Here is an 18,043-nt window from a genome sequence, read left to right as displayed (position 1 = left end):
AAAGGTGTGTCGGTGACGTTGATGGTGTGCTCCCTCTATGCTGTTGGCGTGAGCCAGAACAGGGCCGTACGGCTGGCGGTCCCCACCACGACGCCGTCCTGGTTGCGCCCCGTATGAACCATGGTCACAATACCCTGCCCCGGCCGCGAGGAAGAGAGGCGCTTCTGGGTCACCACTGTCTCCGTGTATAGAGTGTCGCCGTGGAACAGCGGGTGCGGGAAGGTGATCTCGCTCATCCCCAGCTGTGCCACGATGGTCCCTTGTGTCAGCTGCCCCACGGACTGGCCCACCATGGTGGCCAGCGTGAACATGGAGTTCATGAGCCGCTGCCCAAAGGGTTGCGTGGCGCTCCAGGCCGCATCCAGGTGCAGCGCCTGGGTGTTCATGGTCATGGTGGTGAACAGGACGTTGTCCGTCTCCGTCATGGTCCGCCCCGGCTTGTGTTGGTAGAGGACGCCGGTCGCCAGTTCCTCGAAGTACAGGCCTCTCTGGGCAATCACCTTGGGCTCACTCATACCGTGTCCACATCATGCATCTCCAGGTTCAGTGGCGCACCGGTGGCAGCCACAATTTCTTCCACACTAACGCCCGGGGCAAGTTCCTTCAGTACCAGCCCGTCCGGGGTCACCGCGATGACGGCCAAGTCGGTCACAATCAAGTCCACGCAGCCTTTGCCTGTCAGGGGCAGGGTGCATTGTTCCAGGATTTTCGGCTTGCCTTCCCTATCGGTGTGCTCCATCATGACGATGAGCTTCTTGGCACCGAACACCAGGTCCATGGCTCCGCCCATGCCCTTGACCATCTTGCCAGGGATCATCCAGTTGGCGAGGTCACCGTTTTGGGCCACCTGCATGGCCCCGAGAACGGCCACGTCAACGTGCCCTCCCCTGACCATGCCAAAAGAAAGCGCTGAATCGAAGAAGGACGCGCCCTTGTTGACGGTGACGGTTTCCTTCCCCGCGTTGATCAGATCCGGGTCCACTTCGGCAGCCAAAGGGTATGGGCCGGTTCCCAATATCCCGTTCTCCGAGTGAAGGACCACCTCCACCCCGTCCGGGATGAAGTTGGGGATCAGCGTGGGCATGCCGATGCCCAGGTTCACGTACTGGCCGTTGTGCAGCTCGCGGGCCACCCGGGCCGCCAGTTCATTGCGTGTTAGTGCCACTGTCATGCCTCCTTGGTTTCGACGACGTGCCCCGGATGCGAGGGGGCCCCAGCCGAGCTTGCGAGGTTGGGGAGCATTTGGGGATCAACCACCGGGGTTTCAGTTATTGGCTCGGAGACGGTCCGTTTTTCTATGCGCTTCTGGCTACCGGGGGTGCCTGCTGGCACGTGGACCACGCGCTGGACGAAGATCCCGGGCACATGGACGTGCTCGGGGTCGAGCTCGCCGGGTTCAACGAGCTCCTCCACCTCGGCTATGGTGATCTTTCCGGCCATGGCGCACAGCGGGTTGAAGTTCATGGCGGTGGCGTGAAAGACCAGGTTGCCGTGCCGGTCGCCCTTCCATGCGTGCACCAGGGCAAAGTCTGGGGTCAGCGACTCCTCGAGCACAAAGTCGGCGTCTCCAAACCTGCGCACCTCCTTGGGGGGCGAGGAAATCGCCACAGTGCCGTCGGCGTCGTACCTGCGTGGAAGGCCCCCCTCACTAACCTGAGTGCCGACACCGGCAGCGGTGTAAAACGCCGGGATCCCGGCACCACCGGCGCGCAGCTTTTCCGCCAACGTGCCTTGGGGCGTGAGTTCCACCTCAAGCTCACCGGCAAGAAACTGGCGGGCAAACTCCTTGTTCTCACCCACATAGGAGGAGACCGTGCGCCGGATGCGCCCGTCGCGGAGCAGGATTCCCAGGCCCCAGTCGTCAACACCACAGTTGTTGGAGACTGTTTCCAAACCGGCGGTGCCGGCGTCGTACACGGCCCGGATCAAGGCCACGGGGATTCCGCACAGCCCGAACCCGCCAACGGCAAGGGATGCGCCGTGGTGGATGTCCTTGACGGCCACGGCAGCAGATGCAACCACTTTGTTAATCATCGCAAGTACCTTTCACTGTGTAGAGGCTGGTCTCGACAGGCTCGATCACCGGCTGGTCTCGACCACCGCGATCACAGGCCGAGCTCGCGGGCTATGAGCATGAGCTGCACTTCCGTGGTGCCCTCCCCTATCTCCAGGATCTTCGAGTCGCGGTAGTGCCGGGCAACGGTGAATTCGTTGATGAACCCGTAGCCGCCAAATACTTGTGTGGCGTCGCGGGCGTTGTCCATGGCGGCCTCACTTGCCACCATCTTAGCGATGGCCGCCTCGGTCTTGAACGGCTTCCCGGCCAGCATGCGTGCGGCGGCGTCGTAGTAGGCCAGCCGGGCGGTGTGCGCCCGGGTTTGCATACGGGCGATCTTGAACGAGATGCCTTGGTAGTGTCCGATTGCATGGCCAAACGCGTGCCGTTCCTTTGCATAGCGTACGGCCTCGTCCACACAACCCTGAGCAGTCCCGGTAGCCAGCGCCGCGATGGCGATCCGTCCTTCGTCGAGGATGGAGAGAAAATTGGCATACCCACGCCCACGCACGCCGATCAGGTTTTCTTCCGGGACGTGGGCGTCCACGAGTGTCAGGGGGTGGGTGTCGGAGGCGTTCCAGCCCACCTTGTTGTACGCCTTCTCCACGGTGAACCCGGGCGTTCCGTTGGGCACCAGGATGGTGGAGATCTCCTTCTTGATGGAGCCGTTGGCACGTTCGGAGGTGCCCGTCACCGCCGTCATGGTCACGAACTTGGTGATGTCGGTACCCGAGTTGGTGATGAACTGCTTGTGCCCGTCGAGGATCCACTCCCCACCCTCCAGCCGCGCCTTGGTGGTGGTACCGCCGGCGTCGGAACCGGCGTCGGGCTCGGTGAGTCCAAAGCCTGCCAGCGCCTGCCCGGCCGCCAGGGACGGCAGCCACTGCTGCTTTTGGGCTTCGGTGCCGAAGCGGAACACCGGCATGGCTCCCAAGGATACGCCCGCCTCCAGGGTGATGGCCACCGACTGGTCCACCCGACCCAGCTGTTCCAGGGCCAGGGCCAGGGCAAAGTAGTCCCCGCCCATGCCGCCGTATTCCTCGGGGAACGGTAGCCCAAAGAGTCCCAGCTCCCCCATCTGGGCCACAATCTCATACGGAAAGCTGTGTTCTTCGTCGTGCTTGGAAGACACGGGCGCCACCACGTTGTCGGCAAAGTCGCGGACGGTGTCGCTCAAGTCCTGGTAATCGTCACTGAGCTCAAAATTTGGCACGTTAGTTCCCTTCAACGGTTTCGGTATGGATGGTGGCAACAATTTGGTCCGCCTTGACCAGCGCACCCACGGTCACGCCAATGTGCACGGTACCTGCCATCGGGGCCACAATCTGGTGTTCCATCTTCATGGCCTCGACCGCCAGCAGCACCGCCCCGGCCTGGACCCGCTCCCCCGTGGCCGCATTGACCACGGTGACGGTGCCGGGCATGGGGCTGCGCAGTTGGGGATCGGCTGCGGCGTCCTTGCGTTCCAACCCGGCCAGCATGCGCGCGGTGGCTGCTTCCCGGTCCAGGCGCATCAGTTCCACGCTCCATCCGCCGCTGCCCAGGAAAACGGTGTCCCCTTGGACCGCAAAGTGGTAGTCATTGATCACGCCGCCGACACTCACCTCTTCGGGCCCGTCGCACAGTCCGCTGACACGTACGACGCCGGGACCTTCGGTCCCGCTGCCTGCCTGCGGTCCGCTGACCGTCACCACGCCGGTGCGGCCAGGTGCCGCCCAGTTGCTGCGCCAGGGCGCGTGATCCCCGAGCCGCCAGCCGTCGGTGCGGGACCACGGGGTCGTGCCAGGTTCGACAAGCGCTTCACGTGCAGCCACCTCGGCCAGCGACGTGGCCTTGGCGTCGACCACCCACGAGGCGAGGGCATAGTCGCGCGCAGCCACGGTTCGAAATTGCATGTCCGGGAGTTTGCGCTGAATCAGGTTCGTGTCGAGGCGCCCGGCCTGGACGTCGGGGTCGTTGATCAGCAGACGCAGGTATTCCACGTTCGTGGGCACGCCCAGGACCACATAGTCGGCAAGGGCCGCATCCAGGCGGTCGAGCGCCTCCTGCCGGTCACTGCCCCAAGCGATGACCTTGGCCAGCATGGGGTCGTAATTCGCGGTGAGTTCCAGACCCCGTGCCAGAGAGCTGTCCACGCGAACCCCGTCGCGCCGTGCCACGGACTCGTCGAGGCCAGCCACAGTTCCGGTGGCGGGTAGGAAGCCTTCGGCGGGCTGCTCTGCATACACGCGGGCCTCGACGGCATGGCCCTCCAGAGTGACATCGGCCTGGGTGAAGTCGATCGTTTCCCCTGCGGCAATGCGCAACTGCCACGCCACTAGGTCCAGGTCGTCACCTCGCACCCGGGCCACCATTTCGGTGACGGGATGCTCCACCTGCAGGCGGGTGTTCATCTCCATGAAGAAGAACTCGTCCGGGCGGTCATCCGAGACCAGGAACTCCACCGTCCCGGCACCCGTGTAGTTGACACTGGCTGCTGCGGCACAGGCTGCGGCGCCGATGCGCTCCCGAGTGGTTCCGCCGTCGTCCATTCCGGTCACCAGTGGCGAGGGTGCCTCCTCGATGACTTTTTGGTGGCGGCGCTGCAGTGAGCATTCGCGCTCCCCCAGGTGGACGACGTTGCCGAAGCTGTCCCCCAGGACCTGGACCTCGATGTGGCGGGGGTTGGCCACGAGGCGTTCCAGGAAGAGGGTGTCATCGCCAAAGGAGGCGGCAGCCACGCGCCGGGCGGTGGCCAGGGTGGCCGGCAGTTCCTGCGCGGTGAACACGCTGTGCATGCCCTTGCCGCCACCGCCAGCGGAGGGCTTGATGAGTAGCGGGAAGCCGATGTCTTCGGCTGCGGCGATCAGATCCGCGTCTGTGAGCCCCGGTTCGGAGAGACCCGGCACCACGGGAACGCCGGCGGCGGCCACATGGTTTTTGGAGCGGATCTTGTCCCCCATGACGTTCAGGGCCTCGAGGTTGGGGCCGATGAACGTGATGCCGGCTTCGGCGAGCGCCTTGGCGAACTCGAGGTTCTCGGACAGGAATCCGTAGCCGGGGTGGACGGCCTGGGCCCCAGATGCCTGACAGGCGGCAATGACAGCAGGAATGCTCAGGTAGCTCTCGGCAGCCGGGGCGGGACCGATGCACAGCGCCAGGTCTGCTTCGCGCACGTGGCGTGCTCCGGCGTCGGCCTCGGAATACACGGCAACCGAGCGGATGCCCTGCGCCTTCAGGGTGCGGATGACGCGGCAGGCAATCTCGCCCCGGTTGGCCACCAGGACTGTGCCAAAAGGCGGTGAGCTTAAAGGTTCAGTCATGAGTGGCTCACATTCTAAAGAGGCCGAAGGAGGTCTCCGGCAGCGGGGTCCTGGCGCACACGTCCAGGGCCAGGCCGAGGACGGTGCGGGTGTCCATGGGGTCGATCACGCCGTCGTCCCAGAGGCGGGCGGTGGAGTAGTAGGGGCTGCCTTGGTCCTCATATTGGGCCTTGATGGGTGCCTTGAACGCTTCCTCGGCGTCGGCGGACCATTCTTCCCCACGGCCCTGGATTTGCTCGCGTTTGACGGTGGCTAGCACGGAGGAGGCCTGGTTGCCGCCCATGACGGAAATCCGTGCGGCCGGCCACATCCACAGGAACCTCGGGGAGTAGGCGCGTCCGCACATAGAGTAGTTGCCGGCCCCGAAGGAGCCACCGACGATCACCGTCAGCTTGGGCACCCGGGCGGTGGCGACGGCGGTGACCATCTTGGCGCCGTGCTTGGCGATGCCACCTTGCTCGTAGTCCTTACCGACCATGAAGCCGTTCAGGTTTTGCAGGAAAATCAGCGGGATGCCGCGCTGGTCACACAGCTCAATGAAGTGAGCGCCCTTGAGCGCAGACTCGCTGAACAGCACGCCGTTGTTGGCGACGATGCCCACGGGATGCCCGTGCAAATGGGCGAATCCTGTCACCAGGGTGGTCCCATAATTTTTCTTGAATTCGTGAAATTTGCTGCCATCCACCAGGCGGGCGATGATCTCGCGGATGTCGTAAGCCGTGTTCAGGTCGGTGGGGACGGCACCATACAACTGAGCAGGGTCGACGGCGGGTGCCTCCGAGGCTTGCACGGCCCAGGCGGGTGCCGGGTTGGGTGGCAGCGTGGACACGATGTCCCGGATGATGGCGAGCGCGTGTTCGTCGTTTTCTGCCAGATGGTCCACGACGCCCGAGATGCGGGCGTGGACGTCACCACCGCCGAGCTCCTCGGCCGTGACGATCTCCCCGATGGCCGCTTTCACCAGCGGCGGACCACCTAGGAAGATGGTGCCCTGCTTGCGGACAATCACCGTTTCATCGCTCATGGCAGGCACATAGGCGCCGCCAGCCGTGCACGATCCCATGACAGAGGCGATCTGCGGAATCTTTCGGGCGGACATTTGGGCCTGGTTGAAGAAGATCCGGCCAAAGTGCTCCTTGTCGGGGAACACCTCGTCCTGCTTGGGTAGAAACGCCCCACCGGAGTCCACCAGGTAGATGCACGGCAGCTTGTTTTCAAGGGCAATCTCCTGCGCCCTCAGGTGCTTTTTCACTGTCATGGGGTAGTAGGTTCCACCCTTGACGGTGGCGTCATTGGAGAGAATTACTACATGGCGTCCGCCTACCAGACCGATGCCGGCGATCACCCCCGCACCAGGGGAGGCGCCGTCGTACATCCCGTTCGCGGCCAAAGGCGCAATTTCCAGGAATGGGCTGCCGTCGTCAAGCAGGCGGTCGATGCGATCGCGCGGCAAGAGCTTTCCACGGGCAACGTGGCGCTCACGGGACTTTTCCGGCCCACCCAGCGCCGTTGTGCGCAGACGCTTCCGCAGCTCCGCCACCAGTGCTCGCTGCCCGCCATCGTTGCGCCCGAACGCCTCGCCACCGGGCTCAATTCGGGATTGCAAAGTCTCCATCGACTGTTTGTCCGATCTTCAGCAGTACATGCTAAGTTAACAATCACTAACTGAGTTTCAGGTTAGTACGTGAATTCTGTGATGTCCAGCACAAGGAACTCGATGAGCGAATCAGCCGGCAATGCGCGCACTTTGGCCAAAGCCAATCGGCGTGCGATCCTCCTTGATTCCGCCGCGGCCCTTTTCGCCCAGCGCGGCTTCAACGGCGTGTCCATCGAGGATCTGGGGACCGCGGCCGGAGTCAGCGGCCCCGCCGTCTACCGGCATTTCAGCAGCAAACAAGCCCTGTTGGGTGCGCTCTTGGTGGGTGTGAGCGAGGACCTTTTGGCCGGCGGACGCGCCGTTCTTCAAAGGTCCGACGACGCCGGCACCGCCTTGCGCGCACTCGTCGCCTTCCACGTTGACTTCGCTTTGAGCCAGCCAGAGGTGATCCGGGTCCAGGACCGGGACCTTGACGCGCTCAGCGCACAGGACCTGCGCCAGGTCCGGTTGCTACAACGCGGCTATGTTGAGCTGTGGGTCCAGGTACTGGGCACCATGTTTCCTGACCGGGATGCGGCGTTGCGGCGGCTGCAAGCCCACGCGGTTTTCGGCTTAATCAATTCCACCCCGCACAGCGTGCATCTGCACGGCGGACGTTTCGGGGCCGTGGCTGCCAAGCCCATTTTGGAAGCGATGGCATGGGCAGGACTTACCAGGGTGTAAGCGTTGGTCCATCTTCGGGGCGTCGTGCCGCTGCCCACCCCACAAGGGGTAAGGGCATACTGCCAGAGCGTGATGCTATTGTTACCAGCGATGTCCACTCCAGAATTTGCACAAAACAATACTCCGCGCCGCGGCCGTCCACTTGATTCAGCCCTACGTGAACGCGTATTCGCAGCAACCCTTACCCAGCTCAGCGCCGTCGGATACCCCCGGCTGGAAATAGAAACCGTCGCCGCACACGCAGGGTGTTCCAAGACCACCATCTACCGCCGGTGGGGATCCAAGGCTCACCTCGTGGGAACGGCTATCGCGGCGGAGTATCCCGGCCCCAGCGAGATCGACAACGGGAATCTGCTGGAGGACCTTCTTGAACACATGAGCTTGGGACCGTCACTGCTTAAGTTCGGCAGCCTGTCCCCTGTCGCCTGGACAGCCATGCTGGAGCCGGAGGTGGCAGCATTCTTGCAGTCCGAGGTGATAAACCGCCGCGACGAGGCGGCTGAGTTGCTGGTCCGCCGAGCCATCAAGCGTGGCGAACTACCCTCCGACGCCGACGGCCTCACTATTGTGCACACCATACTTGGGCTGGGAGTTTACACAAAGTATGTGGCTGGCACGCCCGCACGGAAAGAAACGCTCCGGCAGGTTTTAGCGGCGCTGATCGCCTTACCTCCGCGGCTGCCAGCACCCTCCGAGTAACCCACCCATAGCCAATGACGCCTTTTTTGGGAGTCCCACACGCGGAACTGACCCGTGGCCCAGGGGCTGCGGGTCGGTCCATGGCGGGGCGCTTGAAGCGGAATTTCCCTCGCCGCCGAGAATCGAAAATGAGTAAATTAGTGGGCCGGCACCCCCTTGTCGTGGCCAACGGTATGCTCGCGCATGCTTGTCTGCACGGCCAGAACGCCCGCGACCAAAGCCACGGCGCCTGCGAGCCACGATGTCCATGCCGCGCCGGTGTGACCTGTGTATCCAGCCAGCCACGGGGAGATGAACAACAGAGCCCCAAGCACCATCTGCACCCATTCAGCAACAGGGGTGCTAGGGCTCATGAGGTTCCAGACGCCTGCGGCGATCAAGAGGACACCGACGCCAATCATCATGACCATTGAGCTGCCTTGCTGGGTTGTCCATATGGTTGACAGTGCCGCATAGAGACCAGCGGCGATGGCAACGTAGTCCTGCCAGCGATTCCACTTCTTCATTGATACCAACCTCCTTGTAAGCGTTGGCTCCCAGAGTGGGGGTCACCTCAAATATACGTCCGGCGCCCGGGTGTTACCAGAGCCCAAGGAAGTCCGCTTCTTGTCGTTCAGCCCAAGGCCAACGCCATGGCCGGATCGGCCATCATGGTGCCAATATCCGCCAGGAAACGTGAGCCTTGCTCACCGTCCACCAGACGGTGATCAAAGGACAAGCTCAACGTCATCACCGACCGCAACGCAATGCCACCCTGGTATTCCCACGGCATGTTCCGGACAGCGCCCAAGGCAAGGATCCCTGCCTCCCCCGGGTTTAGGATCGGCGTGCCCGCGTCAATGCCAAACACACCTATGTTGGTGATGGAAAACGTGCCACCGGCCAGATCGGTCGGAGGTGTCTTCCCCGACCTGGCTGTGCCGGCCAGATCGCCCAGCGCTGCAGCCATCCCGTGCAGGCCCAGCGTCTGCGCATCCTTGATGTTCGGCACTATCAGCCCGCGCGGTGTGGCCGCGGCAATCCCCAGATTCACATAGTTCATGGTGACGATCTCTTGATTGGTCTCATCCCAGTGCGAATTCAACGACGGCTGCCGCGCCACCCCAATGCACACCGCCTTCGCTGCGAGCGTCAACGGCGTGAGCTTGACGTCGGCAAACTCGCGACTGGTGCGTAGCCGTGCCAAGAATTCCATCCCGGCCGTGACGTCAACGTTGAGGAACTCGGTCACGTGCGGGGCGGTAAAGGCGCTTTGCACCATGGCGGCCGCGGTAAATTTGCGCACACCCTTGATGGGGGTGCGCACCTCACGGGCCATGTTCCCCGACGCGGGCAGGTACGACGTCGAACCCGGCTCAGCGATTCCTTCGACCGGGGCAAGGTCCCCTGCAAAGGCGAGAACGTCCTCCCGGGTGATGAGCCCCCGCGCCCCCGTGCCGCGTATCTGGGTTAGGTCTAGCTCCCTGTCCCGGGCCAGCTTCCGTACCGGAGGCGTGGAGCGGGGCCGGTCGGCCTGGACCTGCGCGGCGGATTCCACTACGGGAGCCAAGGACAGTGCAGGTATGGTCAATGTCCGCGCGCGTCGGGCAGGACGTCCGCTGGACTCCGGGTCGGCGCCGTAGCCAACAAGTGTCGGCACCCTTTTGGGGGCGGGTTCGGAGCTAGCCCCGTTGCCATCTCCAGCCGTGTTGGGGGCCCCGCCCGGCTCCGCCACATCGAAGGAGATGATCACCTCGCCCACCTCGACTACGGTGCCGGGCTCATGGGCGATCGCCGTGACAATGCCCGCGTACGGGGACGGCAGTTCAACCACGGCTTTGGCCGTTTCCACCTCGCCGATGACTTGGTTCAGTTTCACCGTGTCGCCGACTGCCACCTGCCAGCTGACGATCTCCGACTCGGTCAGCCCTTCTCCGAGGTCTGGGAGCTTGAAGTCCACAATCATTCTCATCCTTCCAGCCCGCTGAGGGAGTTGGGGCGGCCCAAGGCGCGGTCCACGCCGTCGAGCATTCGGTCAAGGTCGGGCAGGTGGTGCTTTTCCAGCTTGGAGGGCGGGTAGGGAATATCGAAGCCTGTCACACGCACAGGCGCCGCCTCCAAGTAGTTGAAGCAGCGTTCGGTGACGGCGGCAACGATCTCCGCCCCAAGCCCCAACGTTTCGCCGGCCTCATGGGTGACCACCAGGCGTCCGGTCCGGCGCACCGATTCCTCCAGCGGCCCGTAGTCAATGGGAGACAATGAGCGCAGGTCGATCACTTCGATGGAAACGCCGTCATCGAAGGCTGCCTTGGCCGCGTCGAGGGCGGTGGCCACCAACGGCCCGTAGGTCACCAGTGTGACGTCGGTGCCGGAGGCAACAATGCGTGCAGCCCCCATCGCCGGTGCCCGCGACAGGTCCAGCTCAAGGTCCACCTCGCCCTTGGCGTGATAGCGACGCTTGGGCTCGAAGAACAGTACGGGGTCGTCGCTGGCGATGGCCTGACGCAGCATGGTGTAGGCGTCCTGCGGGTTGGAAACACTGATGACACGCAGCCCGGAGGTGTGCACAAAGTAGCCTTCCGGTGACTCAGAGTGGTGCTCGGGAGAACCGATGCCGCCGCCGAACGGGACACGGATGGTCAACGGCATCCGCACCTGGCCGTGGGTGCGCATGTGCAGCTTGGCCACCTGGGAGACGATCTGGTCGAAGCCTGGGTAAATGAAGCCGTCAAACTGGATTTCACAGACGGGGCGAAATCCCCTGTAGGCCAGGCCGACGGCGGTGCCGATGATGGCGGATTCGGCCAGCGGCGTGTCGATGACCCTGTGTGAGCCGAAGTCCTTCATCAGCCCGTCGGTGACACGAAAAACACCGCCAAGGGTGCCGATGTCTTCCCCAAGCAGCACCACCTTGGGGTCCTCCTCCATGGCTTTGCGCAGCCCGGCATTGATGGCTTGGGTCAGTGTCAGCGTGGTCATGACCGGTTTCCTTCCGCGAGGGCGTCCACTTCTGTGCCGGAGAAGCTGGCCAAATATCGTTCATAGTGGTCCCGCTGGCGGTCCAGGATGGCGTGCCCGGAGGTGTAGACATTGTCAAAGATGCTCATCGGAGCAGGGTCGGGCATGTTGATGCAACCGGCGCGCAGTTCCGCCGCCACAGCGTCAGCCTTCGCCTCCAGGGCAGCCTCCTGGCCGGCGTCGAGCTTTCCGCGGCCTTGCAAGAACGCCCGCAGCCTGGCGATCGGGTCCTTGCCGCGCCACTCCTCCAATTCGGTGACGCCGCGGTAGCGGGTGGGGTCATCGGCGGTGGTGTGGGCGCCCATCCGGTAGGTGACGGCCTCGATGAAGCTGGGCCCACCGCCGCTGCGGGCACGGGTGGCCGCCCAACGGGTGGCGGCAAGTACGGCCAGGACGTCGTTCCCGTCAACGCGCAAGCTGGGGATCCCGTAACCGGGGGCACGGCCTGCGAGGGGGACGTGGGACTGCAGTCCGACCGGTTCCGAGATGGCCCAGTGGTTGTTCTGGCAAAAGAAGACCACGGGGGCCTGGAAGCTGGCGGCGAACACCATTGATTCGTGGACGTCTCCCTGGCTCGTGGCACCGTCGCCCAGGTAAGCGATAGCCAAGGACTCCTTGCCGTCCATGGTCAGCCCCATGGCGTATCCGGTGGCGTGCAAGGTCTGGGCGCCAATGATGATCTGTGGCGTGGCCATGTTGAATTCGTAGGGGTCCCAGCCGGTGTTGGCGCTTCCTCGCCACGTGCTCATGATCCCTGCAAGCTTGGCGCCACGGCAATAGGCGACGCCGTTTTCCCGGTAGGTGGGGAAGATGAAGTCATCATCTTCCAGTGCGCGGACGGAGCCGATCTGCGCCGCCTCCTGCCCCAGCATGGGTGGCCATAAGGCGAGCTGGCCCTGGCGTTGGAGGGCCGTGGCTTCGGCGTCGATGCGGCGGATGACCACCATGTCGCTGAGCAGTTCAAGGAGTTGGTCATCGTCGACGTCGGTCACAAAGGGTGCGAGCAGCTCGTCCACGACGCTGGTCCCGTCGGCGCCAATGAGTTGGTGAATCCCCGGTTGTGGTGAAGTCTCGGGGCTGGCTGTTTCCTCCAGCATGGCGGTTCGCCTCCTTAGCGATGCGCCGCAGGCGGATAGCCGCGGCAGTGGGTGGGGCATCTTGTGAATGCCAGCCCACGGTTCCCCGCGAGACTTGTACCCGCGCGGCAGGGAAGCGTCGTTGCAACCCTTATAGCTGTGACCCTACTCACAGCACGCAATCGGTGCAATAACCTTCGAGGAAATTGATCAGGGTGCACTAAAGACACGGAGTGGACCGTGCTATTCTGCGCATTATGCCTACTTTTGATGATACCGACGCGCGCATCCTGCTGGCCATGGTGGATGATCCCCGCCAGACAGTGGTGGCCATGGCTGCAAAGCTTGGCCTCTCCCGCAACACCGTCCAAGCACGAATGGTTTCACTGGAGAAACGTCATGCGTTTTTGGCCTTTGACCACAGGATCAGCGCCACCCCCCTGGGCTATCCATTGACGGCCTTCATTTCGGTTCACGTGCAGCAGCAAAAGCTGGGCGCCCTGGCCGCGTCCCTGGCATCCATCCCGGAAGTGGTGGAGGCCCACGGACTCAGCGGCCGCGCAGACATATTGGCGCGGGTCGTCTCCCAAGGCGCCGAGGATCTGTTCCGCATCAACGGCAAGATCCTGGCGTGCGACGGCGTTGAACGCACCGAAACATCCCTGGCCATGAACGAGCTGGTTCCCTTCCGCATGACACCGCTACTGTTACGTGAACTGCAACAATAGTTTCCCGAAAGTCGCTGTCGACAGCTCTGGCCCATGTGGCAGCGTCGGTTTGGCGCATAAAGTGCACTCCTTGGCCCCCGCAGCCCAACGACTTTTCTTATGCGCCGAGCCCATGAGGAATACGGTGCATCTCGTCCATTGGCGCCATATTCGCCCTCAGTGGCGCGCATAAAGTAATGCCGGTCCACCGCCCCGGCGGGGAGCACGCGAAAGGCCCCGTCCGGCGTCGTAAGTGACAACCAGGCGGGGCCTTTCGGCGTGCAAAGCGGGCCTTTCAACAGCGGCAGGCCAGTTCTGTGGGTTAGTGGTCGGAGGCCTTTTCGGCACCGACACCGGTCAGTGAACGGACATCCATTTCGGCTTGGATGCGGGGATCCTCGGTGTTCTTATCGAGCACCGTGCCCAACCAGCCTAGGAAGAACGCCAACGGAATGGAGACGATACCGGGGTTGGCCAGCGGGAACCAGGCGAAGTCGGCACCGGGAATCATGGCCTTGGGGCTGCCGGAGACCACGGGTGAGAACGCGATTAGCAAGATGGCGGAGGCGAGACCGCCGTACATGCTCCACAGGGCGCCCTGGGTGGTGAACTTCTTCCAGAACAGCGAGTAGACGATGGTGGGCAGGTTCGCCGAGGCTGCCACGGCAAACGCCAGGGCGACCAGGAACGCGATGTTCTGGCCGTTGGCCAGGATGCCGCCGCCAATCGCCACGAGGCCAATGATGACCACGGTGCGGCGGGCGACCTTCACTTCCATTTCCGGCTTCGGCTCGCCCTTGACAATGACGTTGGAGTAAATGTCGTGGGCGAAGGAGGCTGCCGCCGTGATGGTCAGGCCTGCAACGACAGCCAGGATGGTGGCGAAGGCGACCGCTGAGATGAAGCCCAGCAGCAGCGGCCCGCCAATGACGAACGCCAGCAGCGGGGCGGCCGCATTGACGCCGCCGGGGGCGGCCAGGATGGCTTCCTTACCGATCAGGGCGCCGGCGCCGTAGCCTAGGACCAGGGTGAAGACGTAGAAACCGCCGATGAGCCAGATGGCCCAGACCACCGACTTGCGGGCCTCCTTGGCGGTGGGCACCGTGTAGAAGCGCATCAAAACGTGCGGCAGTGCCGCGGTTGCCAGCACCAGTGCAAGGGCCAGGGAGACGAAGTCGAGCGGGGCCTTGCCGTACTGGGCGCCGGGGTTCAGCAGCGCCTCGCCGGCGCCGCCTTCGGCGATGGAGGTCTGGACGGCCGCTTCCATGAGGGTGGAGAGGTTGAAGCCGTGCATGGCCAGCACAATGATGGTCATGATCCCGGCACCGATGATGAGCAGGAACGCCTTGATGATCTGCACCCAGGTGGTGCCCTTCATGCCGCCGATCAGAACGTAAACGATCATCAGCACGCCGACGACGGCGATGACAATGTTCTGCCCGGCCTTGTTGGAGCTATCCAGGCCAAGGAGCAAGGAGACAAGTCCGCCGGCGCCAGCCATCTGAGCCAACAGGTAGAAAAAGCACACCACCAAGGTGGTTGTGGCGGCTGCAATGCGCACGGGGCGCTGCTTGAGGCGGAAGGAGAGCACGTCGGCCATGGTGAACTTGCCGGTGTTGCGCAGCAGTTCGGCGACCAGGAGCAGTGCCACGAGCCAGGCGACGAGGAATCCGATGGAGTACAGGAAGCCATCGTAGCCGTTGACGGCGATAGCCCCGGTGATGCCCAGGAAGGAGGCTGCGGAGAGGTAATCACCGGCGATGGCTGTGCCATTCTGTCCGCCGGAGAAGGAGCGTCCGGCCGCGTAGTAGTCAGCCGCGGTGTTGTTGTTGCGGCTGGCACGGAACACCACAACCATGGTGACGGCCACAAAGCCCACGAAGATCAAGATGTTGATCCACGAGTTTTCCTTCGTCTGGTCGCTGAGCGACGGGGCCAGCGGGGCAATGCTGTGAAGAGCAGAAGACAGGCTCACGGGCTAGACCTCTTCCTTTTCCTTGGGCGTATTGGCCGACTCGATCTGCGCTTCAAGCCGGTGGCGGATCACCGCGGCCTGGGGGTCGAGCTTCCGGTTGGCGTAAGTGACATACCAGGTGGTGATGCCGAAAGTGGTGACGAACTGCAGCAGGCCAAGGATGAGGCCAATGTTGATGTTGTCCCAGACCTTGATGGACATGAAGTCGTGGGCGTAGGCGGCCAACAAAACGTAGGCAAAGTACCAAACGAGAAAACCGATGGCAACGGGGAAAACAAAGCTGCGGTGGCTTTTCTTAAGCGCCTTGAATTCCTCCGAGTTCTGTTCGGCGATGAAGTCCACCGGGTTCTCGTGACTTGCGTGGGCTGAAATACCCATCTCTCCTCCTTGGGTGATGTGATCCCTTTCACTATGAAGTGTCCTGAATCACAAAGGGGGCGGTGGGACTGCTCCCGCGCTGAACGGCATTGTGAATGCGCCGAACGGCATCCTCAGCCCCTGGCCGAGTGCTGGTTCCTGACGTGGCTGTCACCGGCGAACCCCGCTACCCCGCTACCCCGCTACCCCGTGACGATGCTCCCTGCAAGATCCCCGAGCTCTGACATTCGTGCCGCTTTCCTTTCGATGCGTATCACTGTCGACGAAAGTCACGGCAAGATATTCCAGGTGCAATGACCAAACTGCCTGGCTTCATGCGGTTCGTGGCGAGCGTCGAGCTCCTCGATTACCGGAGCCGTAAGGCTGGGCTCATGGGGAAGGTAAACCAAGCTACGGACAGGAATGGCCACCGGGCTTTTCGGGGGCAGACATACGAGAATATGACGCCTGCGAAACAAACAGTTTCGCCCATTTTCGAAGTCTTCTGCACGCGTTCCGGTGAAGGACCGTCTTGCGGGTCGTATTCTCAGCTGTGGATCGTTTTGTGAGGAAGCAACCCGAACCCGGATTCGTAGCAGCCGACGATAGGCCAGTTCGAGCCCACGCAGTTGCTCGCCCTTGCGTGGGCTTACTGGTGGGATATCTCAGGCCAAGGCTTTGCTGTGTGCGATAGCGGTTTCCATGCCTCTGCGTTCAGCGCTGGCGGCAAGGTGTGCGAAGCCCAGGGATGTGGTGATGCCGATGACGGTACCGATGACGACTGTTGCCATGTAGAGAGTGGTTGGCTGTGGGGCGCTGGCCAGGAGAACGGTTCCTGCCGCGACCGGGGCGAGTCCCACGCTCATGCCGGAACCGGCCGTGATGAGTTTTTGGTCCCGCAGGCGGCCGACCAGTAGTGGGGTGAGGGTGGAGGACAGTGCCAGGTCGTCGACGGTATAGCGGGGCCCCGGAAAGACCGGCAGGGCGGGCATGGACACGCACACGCATAGGGCGGCCGTGCCCGATCCGAGGATGCCCGCCCCCAACAGGGAGATTACAGCCGAGCTTTGAACGGGACGGGAAAAAACTAAAAGGGAAACGGAATTCGGAGTTCCCGACATCGTCCGAAAACAATTGGAGATCGCAACCCATCGGCCGTCCCCTTGAACGTTTCCCAGTGGAACTGTTCGTATTCGGAGTTGCTTTCTTAGAGTGAAGTTTTGCAACAATCGGCCTGGGTTAGCGCCCACCGCTGTTCCACTGGTGGTCAGACCCCAAAAGGCCGGCATAGCGATGCCCTGGCCTGTGTGAATCCACCACCAGGTCAGCCATGTCCACGCGGTCCCCAAACAGAACATAAGCCCTGTCGGTGTTGCAGCGGTGGCTCATCCACACGCCACCATCGAGTCCGGCCGCGTGTGCGGCCGCAGCCCAGTGCACGGTCTCGCCGTAACGCGCTGCTGTGGTGGCAGTAGTGTCTTTGGCTTCGACCTTGAGTGTCCGCAGGCCGGTGCCCTTGAACTTCGCCAGGCGCAGCTCTCGTGTGGGACGGATCCTGGCCATGACCTTATCCCGGCAGGCTTCTGCGGTGATCATGCCGCCTGCCATCGGGACGTCGTGAGGAGGGTCTTGCCAATGGCAGCCCCGTCAGTGGCCGCTGCATACAGCACAGGCACTGGCCGAGTTCCGAAGTACGCAAACCGGGTCCGGGAACCCATTCCCGGATTGAATTGGTTCGCGCGGCGGCCAGAGACATTACTTAAGAGCCTGTGCATGCGCTCGCCTGCGGGTCCAGTTAAGACTTGCGGCTCAAATTCACCACGCGGCCCGACCACCACTGAACTCCATAGTGGCTCTTGACCGCTTCGAGCACAACAGCTGGTTCATCGAGACGGTCCACCGGGCGATCATCATCCCACTGACCTGTGCGTGTGCAAAGCCAATGCGTCAGGTCCTCCACACTGCGCTGGTATTTTGCGATGATCTCCAGCAGCGCCGCGATGACTGGCCGCACTGCGTTGGCCCGGCAAACGAAGTGAAAGCCAGGGTAAAGAAAAGAGTTCTTGCGCTAGATGCCCAACAGTGCAGCCACTTCGGTGCCAGTAAGCATCCAGAATTCGGAGTCGATATCCGGCCAGGCATTCTCTGTGGTCTGGACGCCGCGTGCCATGTGCGGCGCCTCAGGAAGAACTGTGCTCATAACCAAACCTGCCATAGTTTCCAGAGTTGCGGTCTATGGCAGGAATCTCTGGATTGTAAAGGTTGAACTCTAGGCGCCCAACAGCTACGCGTCAATCATTCATACCTGCCGTATGGCATCGCATCGGGCAGATGAAAAGATCACCATGTGCCAAGACGGAGAAGACCGTGGCGGCGCCATCGCTATTCGGTAAGCGTCGGGCTCGAGTTAAGTGCCCGCGAGTGGTTACCCCTACGGGACAGGCATGGGAGACCTACTACCCGGTGACTCTTGGTCTTGCTGACCACTACAAACGGGCCCCGGCCGAGGCACGAGGTTGGGGAGGACGTGGGGATAGTCTTTAGCTCATGCCAA

18 protein-coding genes are annotated in these 18,043 nt (G+C 62.8%); 3 read left to right on the top strand and 15 right to left on the bottom strand.

Annotation, left to right across the window (positions count from 1 at the left end):
* Window positions 1–35 precede the first annotated feature (35 nt).
* The 6 genes from AOC05_RS03695 to AOC05_RS03670 form a co-directional block, all read right to left on the bottom strand.
* The gene (locus tag AOC05_RS03695; RefSeq protein WP_062005784.1) at window positions 36–515 is read right to left on the bottom strand and encodes a MaoC family dehydratase; all 480 of its coding nucleotides are present in this window, start codon (window positions 513–515) and stop codon (window positions 36–38) included.
* Window positions 512–1,171 carry a CoA transferase subunit B gene (locus tag AOC05_RS03690; RefSeq protein WP_195849421.1) on the bottom strand — a complete coding sequence of 220 codons (660 nt, stop codon included), beginning with the start codon at window positions 1,169–1,171 and terminating at the stop codon, window positions 512–514. The genes AOC05_RS03695 and AOC05_RS03690 overlap by 4 nt, the downstream gene beginning before the upstream one ends.
* A complete protein-coding gene (locus AOC05_RS03685) occupies window positions 1,168–2,034 on the bottom strand; it encodes a CoA transferase subunit A (RefSeq protein WP_082357739.1) in 867 nt (288 codons plus the stop codon). Before AOC05_RS03685 ends, AOC05_RS03690 begins: the two co-directional genes overlap by 4 nt.
* A 71-nt stretch (window positions 2,035–2,105) precedes the next feature.
* On the bottom strand, window positions 2,106–3,269 hold the full coding sequence (locus tag AOC05_RS03680; protein ID WP_062005783.1) for an acyl-CoA dehydrogenase family protein: 1,164 nt from the start codon (window positions 3,267–3,269) through the stop codon (window positions 2,106–2,108).
* 1 nt (window position 3,270) lies between these two features.
* Window positions 3,271–5,358 carry a biotin carboxylase N-terminal domain-containing protein gene (locus tag AOC05_RS03675; RefSeq protein WP_062005780.1) on the bottom strand — a complete coding sequence of 696 codons (2,088 nt, stop codon included), beginning with the start codon at window positions 5,356–5,358 and terminating at the stop codon, window positions 3,271–3,273.
* Window positions 5,359–5,365: 7 nt separating this feature from the next.
* Window positions 5,366–6,973 carry a carboxyl transferase domain-containing protein gene (locus AOC05_RS03670; RefSeq protein WP_062005778.1) on the bottom strand — a complete coding sequence of 536 codons (1,608 nt, stop codon included), beginning with the start codon at window positions 6,971–6,973 and terminating at the stop codon, window positions 5,366–5,368.
* Window positions 6,974–7,075: 102 nt separating this feature from the next.
* Between AOC05_RS03670 and AOC05_RS03665 the strand changes: the two genes are divergently transcribed.
* Both AOC05_RS03665 and AOC05_RS03660 read left to right on the top strand, forming a co-directional pair.
* Window positions 7,076–7,678, top strand: a complete 603-nt coding sequence (locus AOC05_RS03665; protein ID WP_230085573.1) for a TetR/AcrR family transcriptional regulator — start codon at window positions 7,076–7,078, stop codon at window positions 7,676–7,678.
* Between the two features lie 90 nt (window positions 7,679–7,768).
* A complete protein-coding gene (locus AOC05_RS03660; RefSeq protein ID WP_062005774.1) occupies window positions 7,769–8,377 on the top strand; it encodes a TetR/AcrR family transcriptional regulator in 609 nt (202 codons plus the stop codon).
* Between the two features lie 137 nt (window positions 8,378–8,514).
* On the opposite strand, the gene AOC05_RS03655 is transcribed toward AOC05_RS03660, so the two are convergent.
* From AOC05_RS03655 to pdhA, 4 genes are all read right to left on the bottom strand, one after another.
* Window positions 8,515–8,883, bottom strand: a complete 369-nt coding sequence (locus AOC05_RS03655; protein ID WP_062005771.1) for an SPW repeat protein — start codon at window positions 8,881–8,883, stop codon at window positions 8,515–8,517.
* 107 nt (window positions 8,884–8,990) lie between these two features.
* Complete coding sequence (locus AOC05_RS03650; RefSeq protein WP_062005769.1) at window positions 8,991–10,322, bottom strand: dihydrolipoamide acetyltransferase family protein; 1,332 nt, start codon at window positions 10,320–10,322, stop codon at window positions 8,991–8,993.
* A gap of 2 nt (window positions 10,323–10,324) precedes the next feature.
* Window positions 10,325–11,335 (bottom strand): alpha-ketoacid dehydrogenase subunit beta, encoded by a 1,011-nt coding sequence (locus tag AOC05_RS03645; RefSeq protein ID WP_062005768.1) that lies wholly within the window; start codon window positions 11,333–11,335, stop codon window positions 10,325–10,327.
* Window positions 11,332–12,471, bottom strand: coding sequence for a pyruvate dehydrogenase (acetyl-transferring) E1 component subunit alpha (pdhA, locus tag AOC05_RS03640; RefSeq protein ID WP_082357737.1), 1,140 nt, complete (start codon window positions 12,469–12,471; stop codon window positions 11,332–11,334). The genes AOC05_RS03645 and pdhA overlap by 4 nt, the downstream gene beginning before the upstream one ends.
* Before the next feature lie 236 nt (window positions 12,472–12,707).
* Here pdhA and AOC05_RS03635 point away from each other — a divergent pair, with 236 nt between their 5' ends.
* Window positions 12,708–13,178, top strand: coding sequence for an Lrp/AsnC family transcriptional regulator (locus tag AOC05_RS03635; protein ID WP_062009298.1), 471 nt, complete (start codon window positions 12,708–12,710; stop codon window positions 13,176–13,178).
* A gap of 301 nt (window positions 13,179–13,479) precedes the next feature.
* On the opposite strand, the gene AOC05_RS03630 is transcribed toward AOC05_RS03635, so the two are convergent.
* The 5 genes from AOC05_RS03630 to AOC05_RS20385 all read right to left on the bottom strand — a co-directional run bounded on the left by AOC05_RS03630 (window position 13,480) and on the right by AOC05_RS20385 (window position 17,689).
* The gene (locus AOC05_RS03630; protein WP_157375042.1) at window positions 13,480–15,105 is read right to left on the bottom strand and encodes a cation acetate symporter; all 1,626 of its coding nucleotides are present in this window, start codon (window positions 15,103–15,105) and stop codon (window positions 13,480–13,482) included.
* 30 nt (window positions 15,106–15,135) lie between these two features.
* On the bottom strand, window positions 15,136–15,510 hold the full coding sequence (locus tag AOC05_RS03625; protein WP_062005766.1) for a DUF485 domain-containing protein: 375 nt from the start codon (window positions 15,508–15,510) through the stop codon (window positions 15,136–15,138).
* A gap of 644 nt (window positions 15,511–16,154) precedes the next feature.
* Complete coding sequence (locus AOC05_RS03615; RefSeq protein WP_062005762.1) at window positions 16,155–16,487, bottom strand: hypothetical protein; 333 nt, start codon at window positions 16,485–16,487, stop codon at window positions 16,155–16,157.
* Between the two features lie 241 nt (window positions 16,488–16,728).
* Window positions 16,729–17,085 (bottom strand): RES domain-containing protein, encoded by a 357-nt coding sequence (locus AOC05_RS03610; protein WP_062005760.1) that lies wholly within the window; start codon window positions 17,083–17,085, stop codon window positions 16,729–16,731.
* A gap of 472 nt (window positions 17,086–17,557) precedes the next feature.
* Entirely contained in the window at window positions 17,558–17,689 is a 132-nt protein-coding gene (locus AOC05_RS20385; RefSeq protein WP_257720353.1) for a hypothetical protein, read from the bottom strand.
* Window positions 17,690–18,043 lie beyond the last annotated feature (354 nt).

Source organism: Arthrobacter alpinus, from assembly GCF_001294625.1.
Classification (GTDB): Bacteria; Actinomycetota; Actinomycetes; order Actinomycetales; family Micrococcaceae; genus Specibacter; species Specibacter alpinus_A.
The sequence above is the reverse complement of the archived record's forward strand: the minus strand, read 5'-3'. Positions and strand labels throughout refer to the sequence as shown.